Origin of the sequence: Phytopseudomonas dryadis, from assembly GCF_004327355.1 — a bacterium.
Classification (GTDB): domain Bacteria; phylum Pseudomonadota; class Gammaproteobacteria; order Pseudomonadales; family Pseudomonadaceae; genus Aquipseudomonas; species Aquipseudomonas dryadis.
The window spans coordinates 123618-131935 of sequence record NZ_QJUM01000016.1; the positions used below are offsets into that span (position 1 = coordinate 123618).

The 8318-nt window shown below is 68.0% G+C and carries 5 protein-coding genes; 2 read left to right on the forward strand and 3 right to left on the reverse strand.

Going from position 1 to position 8318, the window contains the following annotated elements; all coding sequences use genetic code 11:
* Positions 1-56 precede the first annotated feature (56 nt).
* Positions 57-3440 (reverse strand): molybdopterin-dependent oxidoreductase, encoded by a 3384-nt coding sequence (locus tag DNK34_RS14970; RefSeq protein WP_131175826.1) that lies wholly within the window; start codon positions 3438-3440, stop codon positions 57-59.
* Positions 3441-3543: 103 nt separating this feature from the next.
* Here DNK34_RS14970 and DNK34_RS14975 point away from each other — a divergent pair, with 103 nt between their 5' ends.
* Positions 3544-4440 carry a LysR family transcriptional regulator gene (locus DNK34_RS14975; protein WP_131175827.1) on the forward strand — a complete coding sequence of 299 codons (897 nt, stop codon included), beginning with the start codon at positions 3544-3546 and terminating at the stop codon, positions 4438-4440.
* Between the two features lie 47 nt (positions 4441-4487).
* Here the strand turns inward: DNK34_RS14975 and DNK34_RS14980 are convergent, their stop codons facing one another.
* Together DNK34_RS14980 and DNK34_RS14985 are read right to left on the reverse strand one after the other, a co-directional pair.
* The gene (locus DNK34_RS14980; protein ID WP_131175828.1) at positions 4488-5966 is read right to left on the reverse strand and encodes a DASS family sodium-coupled anion symporter; all 1479 of its coding nucleotides are present in this window, start codon (positions 5964-5966) and stop codon (positions 4488-4490) included.
* Positions 5967-6059: 93 nt separating this feature from the next.
* Positions 6060-6962, reverse strand: a complete 903-nt coding sequence (locus DNK34_RS14985) for a LysR family transcriptional regulator (protein WP_131175829.1) — start codon at positions 6960-6962, stop codon at positions 6060-6062.
* A 218-nt stretch (positions 6963-7180) separates the two neighbouring features.
* On the opposite strand from DNK34_RS14985, the gene DNK34_RS14990 reads away from it, so the two are divergent.
* Positions 7181-7792, forward strand: coding sequence for an NAD(P)-dependent oxidoreductase (locus tag DNK34_RS14990; protein WP_131175830.1), 612 nt, complete (start codon positions 7181-7183; stop codon positions 7790-7792).
* Positions 7793-8318: the final 526 nt, after the last annotated feature.

Sequence of the window (8318 nt, forward strand, 5' to 3'; positions counted from 1 at the left end):
TTGTCGATAACGCCGGCGCCAGGCGGCCGTTGACCTCGAACGAGGCCAGCGATCGCCTAGGCATCCAGCGTCAGAGTTGTGGCAGGTATCGCCTGACAGCTCAGGCACACGCGAGGGTCTTGCGGCTCCTTGCCGTGCAGGTGGACGACCTCGCCCTCCAGCACGCGAACCGCGCAGCTCTCGCATTGGCCGACCCTGCATCCGCTCGGCAGCTGGATTCCCAGCCGTTCGGCGAACGTCAGTAATGGTCCGGCCTCGTTATTCCATTCATGGGTCTGCCCGCTACGGGCGAATGTCACGGCAAAGCGGCTGTGTCCGCTCGGCGGGGTCGGCGGCGAGCGGAACACTTCGTTGAAGATGTCGAAGCGCGGCACGCCTGCGGCTTCCAGCTCGGCGATGAGCGCCTCCATCATGACCTGCGGCCCGCACAGGTAATGCAGGGCGCGCCGGGCGAAGAACACGTCCGGCACCAGCGAGCGGGTGACGTTGCCCAGCACCTGATAATCGACCCCCAGGCGCTCGTCGGCCAGCGGCGCGCTGTACACATCGATGCAGCGCAGCCCCGGCAGGCGCCGGCCGAGTTCGCGCAGGCGCTCCTTGAAGGCATGCCCGGCGCCGTTGCGGTTGCCGTAGAGCAGCAGGATGTCACCGCTGAAGCCCTGGCTGGCGGCGCTTTCCAGGGCGCTGATGAAGGGCGTGATGCCAATCCCGCCGGCATAGAAGACCAAGGGTCGCTGCGATTTCGCCGGAATCAGGAAGGTGCCGCTCGGCGCCTGTACCTCGACCCGATCGCCGATGGCCAGCGTCTGGTTGATGTGCGAGGACAGCTTGCCCGACCAGGGCCGGCCATCCGCCGCCTGGCCCCGGGCATGCCGTACGGCGATGTGATACAGGCGCCGCGTGGGATCGACGGCGGCGCCGGTCAGTGAATAGGCGCGGGTCTGCTCGCCGTGCACCGCGGTGTGGATGCGCAGGGTGATGTGCTGCCCGGGCTGGTAATCCGGCAGCAGGCCACCGTCGGTGGCGCGCAGCGAGACGCTGCTCACCCCCTCGGCCTCCGCGTGCCGTTCGGCGACGATGAAATCGCGCATACCGCTCCAGCGCGCCGGCACCACCTCGGGCGGCGCTTCGCGGCGCAGGTTGCACTGCAGATCGCGCAGCGGCACGGAGCCGCTCAGGGGGTCGGCGTGCTCGGCCGTGGCCAGGCCGTTGTAGTGGCTGTTGCCAGGGCCCAGCAGCGGTGTTTCGTCGAGGCCCAGGGCCTGGTTGCGTTGCCACCAGCCGAACTCGCCGACCACCACCCGCGGATGCAGGCGTTGATCGAGCCTGGCCTGGAAGCGAGCGCTGCCCATGGCCGTGGTGAGGCGCACCCAGTCATCCTCGGCGATGCCCTGCGCGCGGGCCAGGGCCGTCGAGATGGACAGCGTCGGCGCAGGCGCCTTGCGCCGCAGGCTGGTCAGGTTGCGGTGCTGGCTGTGGCAGAAGTAGCCGTTCTTCGCCGAGGTGAGCAGCAGCGGGAAACGCGCATCCTCGGCCGGCGGCGGCGGGCACTCCGGTAACGGCGGATAACCATGTTCCAGCAGCCGCTCGGAATACAGTTCCACCCGCCCGGTCGGCGTGGCGAAGCCGTCCCGGCGGTATTTGAACGACTCGTGCCGCAGCGGCACGCGCAGACCCTCGGGGTTCTCGCGCAGCTGGCCGACGCTCAGCCCCAGCGGCTCGAGCATGGCATTCCAGCCCTGCTCGAGGGTGCCGCCGAAGAAGTCGTCGGTCATCCCCAGGCGGTTGGCCAGGGCGAAGACGATGTCGTTGTCGGATCGGGCTTCACCCCGCGAGGGCACCATCTGCTGGCGCAACTGCACATGTTCCTGCGCCTCTTCGGAGATTTCGAAACCGATGCGCAGGCCTTCCCGTTCCCAGGGCGTGTTCACCGGCAGCAGGATGTCCGCGTAGCGGGCGGTGGGGTTGATGAACAGGTCGCAGTGGGCATAGAACTCGAGTGCCGCCAGCGCCTGGGCGCCCAGGGCCGAGTCGGCCTGGGAGCTCAACGGGTTGCTGCCGAAGGCCAGCAACCCTTCGATCCGGTAGGGCTCGCCCTCGAGGATCGCCCGGTACAGATCGCGGGCCATGATCCAGCCTTGCGCCGGCGGCCCCAGCGGTCGCTGGGCCAGTCCCAGGGCCTTGGCCTGCTGCACCGGGTCGATCAGGTCCAGGCCATTGACCGCGCGGGCCGGGGCCTTGCCCAACTGGCGGTTGCCGCCCGGCGCGTCGAAGCTGCCGGTCAGCGCGTACAGGCAGGCGATGGCCCGTTCCGTCTGGCTGGCGTTGCGCTGTTGGCCGACCCCCGACCAGGCGTGGTAGGCCACGCTGCCGGCCTCGGCGATCAGCGTGGCGGCGCTCTGCAGCTCATCCTCGGGCACCCAGGTCAGCTCGGCCGTCAGGCCTGGGGTGAAGGCTGCGCAGGCCTCGCGATAGCGATCGAAGACCGGCCGGCAGTCCACCGGGCCGGCCAGGGTCATGACCGCGAAGCGCCCACGCAGGGCGACCCGCATGGGCGGCCAGGCCTCGCTCACCTTCGGCATCGCCCGGGGGCCGCCGGTCGTCTCGTCCCAGGCGAGCAGGGCGGTGTCCGCCGAAGCGTCGAGATCCGACGCGCGCAAGAAGCGGCCAGTGTCTTCGCGTACCAGCAACGCGGCATTCGACCAGCGCTCGATGAAGCCCAGGTCGAAGCGCCCGGACTCGATCAGCAGGTTCGCCAGGCCCATGGCCAGGGCCGCGTCGCTGCCCGGTTTGACCCGTAGCCAGACATCCGCTTCACGGGCCAGCGCCGTTTCCCGGGGGTCGATCACCAGCAGCCTGGCCCCGGCCTGGCGGCCATCGGCGATGGCCTGGGCCTGAGCCAGCCAGGTGTTGCTGGGGTTGTGGCCCCAGAGCAGGATCAGGCCGGCATTACGGTAGTCCGGCGTGGGAATGCCGCAGCCGAAGGTAAAGGCATGGGCGACATCCTTGTGCCAGTTGCAGATCTCGGTGGCATAGCTGGTGTTGGGGCTGCCATAGCGACGGATCAGCCGCTCGATCCAGTCGATGCTGTCGCTCAGCGGCGTGCCGCTGGGCGTGGTGACACTGAAGGCGAAGGCTTCCGCGCCGCGGCGGGCCTTGATAGCGGCCATGCGCCCGGCGATCTCGTCCAGCGCCTCGTCCCAGGAAATACGTACCCAGCCGGGGTCGGCGGCCCCCTTGGGCTGTGTTCGGCGCATGGGGTACAGCAAGCGTTCGGCGCTGTCCACCAGCTCGGGCGCCGCCTTGCCCTTGAGGCACATGGACGCCCCGGTGGGGTGCTCGGGATTGGGCTGCACGGCGATCAGCCGATCGTTCTCGACCAGATTGAGTGTGCCGCAGCGGGAGCGGCAGAGCGTGCAGTAACCCGGTTTCAGCGCCAAGGAAAAACCCGTGCGAGGTGGAAGGACATGGCTCTGGAATCTAAGGCACTTGAATGCGATATTCCCAATTCAAATTTTGGAAATAGCATTATCGGGAAAATCGATGCAGCCTACGTTCCGGCAGTTACAGCATTTCGTGGCGCTGGCCGAAACCGGCCAGGTGTCCCGTGCCGCACTGCGCTGTCATGTTTCGCAATCGGCCATGACCGCCTCGCTGCAGGGGCTGGAAAAGGGGCTGGGCATACCCCTGTTCACCCGCCAGGCGGGTGGGGTGCGCCTGACCACGGAGGGCTTGCGCTTCCTGCGTAATGCGCAGCGCGTCATCCATACGCTCGAAGAGGCCGTGGACGACGTGCGCACCGTGCCGCTCGAGGTACAGGGGCGGGTGCTGATCGGCCTGACCGAGACCGTCAGCGCCTACCTGATGCCGCGATTGCTGCCCGCCCTGAGGCGCAAGTTCCCGCGCCTGCAGGTGATCTGCATCGAGCAGGAGCGCCAGCAGATAGAAGAGGCGCTGCTGGCGGGGCGCCTGGATTTCGCCCTGATGCTCGCCAGCAACCTGTCCGGCCACCCTGACCTGCACAGTGAGATCCTGCTGCGCTCCACCCGCCAGTTCTGGGCCAGCCCGGAGCATCCGCTGATCCAGCAGGAGCGCGTGGCCCTCGCCGAGGTCGCCACGCAGCAATACCTGTTGCTGGACATGGATGAACACCTGACCACGGTGGAGCGCTACTGGAGCCGCTACGCGCTGAAACCGCAGGTCTGCCTGCAGAGCCGTTCGATCGAGGCGGTGCGCAGCCTGGTCGCCGCGGGGCAGGGCGTCACCATTCTTTCCGACCTGGTCTACCGCCCCTGGTCACTGGAGGGGCAGCGCATCGCCCGGCGCCCGCTCAGCGACGAAGTGCCGTCCATGGATGTGGGCCTGGTGTGGAGCGTCGGGCACGGCGCGCAGGAGACCTGGCAGGCACTCACCGCCTTCCTGCGCGACGCCATCCACTAGGGGCTGGTACAGCGCCAGCCCCGTATCCCGGCCTCGGCCGCCGCCATTCAGATCCAGCCCAGCCAGCGCCACCAGGTCGCCGCGAACACCAGCATCAGCAGGTAGCCGCCCAGGGTCAGCCAGATACCGGTGCGCAGGAACTGCTTGGAGGTGAAGGTCTCGGTGGCGATGCACACCATGTTCTGTGGCGCGTTGATCGGCAGCAGGAAGCCGAAGCTCATGACGAAGCCCAGCAGCATGCTGATACCCAGGGGATTGATGTCGCCGCCGAGCTGCATCAGCAGGGCGATGATGATCGGCAGCATGGCCGAGGTCAGCGCCGTGGCGCTGGCGAAGCCGAGGTGGATGAGGATCAGGAACAGGCCGAGCACGGCGAATACCCAGAACGGCGACATGCCCTCCATGCCCAGGTGGGTGACCATCAGCCTGGCCAGCCAGGCGCCGGCCCCGGTGGCCAGCACCGCGGTGCCGAGGCTGATGCCGACGCCGAAGACGATCACCGTACCCCAGGGAATGCGCGCCTGGGCTTCCTTCCAGCCCATCACGCCGATGCCTGGCAGCATCAGCAGGGCCAGGCCGACCATGGTGGTGGAGGCGGTGTCGAAGCTGTGCAGCTTGCCCTCGGTGGCCCAGAACGCCAGCAGGGTCAGGCTGATGGCCATCAGGCGGCGTTCGCAGCCGCTCATCGGACCCAGTTCGGCCAGCGCCTTGCGCACCGTCTCCTTGCCGCCTTCGATGCGATCCGTTTCCGGCGGCATGACCTTGAGAATCACCCAGTAGAGGATCGCCGACATCAGCAGGCTCCAGGGTGCGCCGGCGATCAGCCAGTCCGTCCAGCTCACCGATTCGCCGAGCAGGCGCTGCATGAAGCCCACCGTCAGCAGGTTCTGCGCCGCCGAGGTCTGGATGCCGACGTTCCAGATGCTGGTGGCCTGGGCGACCAGGATCATGATGCCGCCGGCGAAGGCCGAACGCTTGTCCACGCCGAAGGCGGCGATCACCCCCATCATGATCGGCACCATGCAGGCCACCCGCGCCGTGGCGCTGGGCACGATGAAACTGAGCAGGATGGTCACCGCGATGGCGCCGAGCAGCACCCGGTGGGTGCTGGCGCCGACCCGGGACAGGGTCAGCAGGGCGATGCGTTTGTCCAGCCCGGTGTGGGTCATGGCCGCGGCGATGAACAGTGCCGAGGCCACCAGCGCTAGCGCCGGGCTGGCGAAGCCGGCCAGGCCCATGGCCAGGGCGCCCTGGGTGCCGATCAGCTTGCCGGGGTCGGCCAGGGTCGGCGCACTGCCGAGCAGGAAGGCCATCAGCGCCATGATCATGATCGCGCTGACCTCGTAGCTCACCGATTCGCTGACCCACACGATCACCGCGAAGACCAGGATGGCCAGCATGCGCTGCCCGGCGATCGGCAGGCCCTCCTGGGCGGGCAGCAACAGTACCGCCCCGCAGGCGAGCAGTGCCAGCAGCAGGCCCCAGGGCACACGGATGGAGGAAGTGGAGCGGGCTAGGGTGGACATTAGGGCTTCCTGCGCAAGACGATGGGGCAATACTAGCGCGACATGCCGCCGCACATGTTGAGGCAGATCAGCCGATGGCCGGGAAGCTCCGCGTCATCGCGCCTGCCACAGCGGCTCGGCGGCCAGCCGTTCGGCGAGAAAATCCAGCAGGGTACGCAGCACCGGCAGCATCTGCCGGCGCGAGGCATAGAGGGCATGGATGCCCAGCGATTGCGGACGCCAGTCGGGCAGCAGGCGTACCAGGCGGCCACTGTCGATCAGCGGGCTGGCGGCGTACAGCGGTTGCAGGCAGACACCGCCGCCGGCCATGGCCGCCTCCAGCAGCACGGCGGTGTCGTTGCTGCTGAGGTTGCCGGCGACCGCCACGTCGAGCCTGTCCTCTTGCCCCTGGAACTGCCAGACGCTGCGCCCGAAGTAGCTGTAGGTCAGGCAATTGTGCGCCGCCAGTTCGTTCGGGTGTCGCGGTGTGCCGGCCCGTGCCAGGTAGGCGGGGGCCGCGCAGACCAGCGAATGGCAGGTGCCCAGTTGTCGGGCGACCAGGTTGGGCTCGAGCTGGTTGGTGATGCGCAGGGCCAGATCGATGCGCTCTTCGACCAGGTTCAGCGCCTGGCTGCTGACCAGCAGGTCGACCGAGGTGTTCGGGTAGCGCGCCAGGTAGTCGACCAGCACCGGACTCAACCAGGTCTGGGCGAAGGACTGGCTGCTGGTGATGCGCAGGTTGCCGCTCGGCCCATCGTTGGCCTTCAGCCCGGTGCTGCGCATGACCTCGGCGGTGAGCAGCATTTCCCGGCAGTGGGGCAGCAGTTCGCTACCCACCTGGGTCAGGCTCAGCCTGCGGGTGGTGCGGTGCAGCAGGCGCGCGCCGACCCAGCCTTCCAGGGCGGCGAGGTAGCGCGAGACCATGGCCCGGGACAGCTCCAGGGACTCGGCGGCGGCGGTCTGGCTGCCCCGGTCGACCACTTCGACGAAGACGCGGGTGGCGGTGAGTCTGTCCATGATTCGCTCGATCCATGCAACGGAGTAGGGAGGATTATGCGGCTTTTCGTTGCTTTTGCAGCGAGTAAGCTGAGGCCTCTTTCAGCGAGCGGAGCCTGGACATGATCCGATCCTTTCAACTGTTCGGCGCTGTCCTGTTGCTGGCGGCGGCCGGATGGGCCTGGGCCGGCAACGAGCCCGCAGGCCAGCCTTCCTCAATCGTCAAAACGGAGAAACCCATGAACGTCGTCATTCTCGGTATCAGTGGGCGCGTCGGTTCGCGCCTGGCTCATGAACTGCTGCAACGCGGCCACCGGGTGACCGGCATCGCCCGTAACGTCGCTGCTGTCGCGCCACGGGACGGGCTGAGCCTGGCCAGCGCCGATGTGGCCGATGGCGAGCGTCTGCTGCCCTTGCTCAAGGGCCATGACGCGGTGATCAGCGCGACGCGTTTCGCCGGCAGCGATGCCGCCAGCCTGATCGCCGTCGTCAAGGCGGCCGGGGTGCCCCGCCTGCTGGTGGTCGGCGGGGCCGGCAGCCTGGAAGTGGCGCCGGGGGTGGCGCTGATCGATACGCCCGAATTCCCCGAGGCGTACAAGGCCGAGGCCAGCGCCGGGCGTGACTTCCTCGCTGTGCTGCGCCAGGAACGGCAACTGGACTGGACATTCCTGTCGCCCTCGGCGCTCTTCGAACCCGGCCAGCGCACCGGCACCTTCCGCCTGGGCAAGGACAACCTGCTGGTCGATGCCAAGGGCGACAGCGCCATTTCCATGGAAGACTTCGCCATCGCCCTGAGCGACGAACTGGAACAGCCCCGGCATTCGCGCCAGCGCTTCACCGTCGGCTATTAGGGCTTTCAAGGTCTTCTGCCAGAGGCGTTAGCGCCGCAACAGCATCAGGCTGGTAGCCCGGGTTGAGCGCAGCGATACCCGGGAACCGTTGTCCGGCTGCGCTCCCGGGTTACGCCTGCGGCTAACCCAGGCTACGACGGGGGGCTTGGCCATGAGGGATATGAGCCCGCCTTGGGGGCTTGCCATGCCGCCGCCCGGCCTGGTGAGATCTCGCGTGGCAACGCGGCTTGCGTGCGAACGCCAACAACTGGTAGTCCGGGTTGAGCGCAGCGATACCCGGGAGCTCGTTGTCCGGCTGCGCTCCCGGGTTACGCCTGCGGCTAACCCAGGCTACGGTGGGGGGCTTGGCCATGAGGGATATGAGCCCGCCTTGGGGGCTCGCCATGCCGCCACCCGGCCTGGTGAGATCTCGCGTGGCAACGCGGCTTGCGCGCGAACGTCAACAGACCCTAGGATCGCGCTTTCTCTCCCTGTCCTTGCGGGCACCCGGGTCATCGAACGATATGAGGCATTCTCCCTCCCCGCC

What these genes read in the sequence shown, in the direction of transcription:
- DNK34_RS14975 (WP_131175827.1), top strand. Translation starts at nt 3,544, where the DNA reads ATGCAGCCTACGTTCCGGCAGTTACAGCATTTCGTGGCGCTGGCCGAA.
- DNK34_RS14980 (WP_131175828.1), bottom strand. Translation starts at nt 5,966, where the DNA reads ATGTCCACCCTAGCCCGCTCCACTTCCTCCATCCGTGTGCCCTGGGGC.
- DNK34_RS14985 (WP_131175829.1), bottom strand. Translation starts at nt 6,962, where the DNA reads ATGGACAGACTCACCGCCACCCGCGTCTTCGTCGAAGTGGTCGACCGG.
- DNK34_RS14990 (WP_131175830.1), top strand. Translation starts at nt 7,181, where the DNA reads ATGAACGTCGTCATTCTCGGTATCAGTGGGCGCGTCGGTTCGCGCCTG.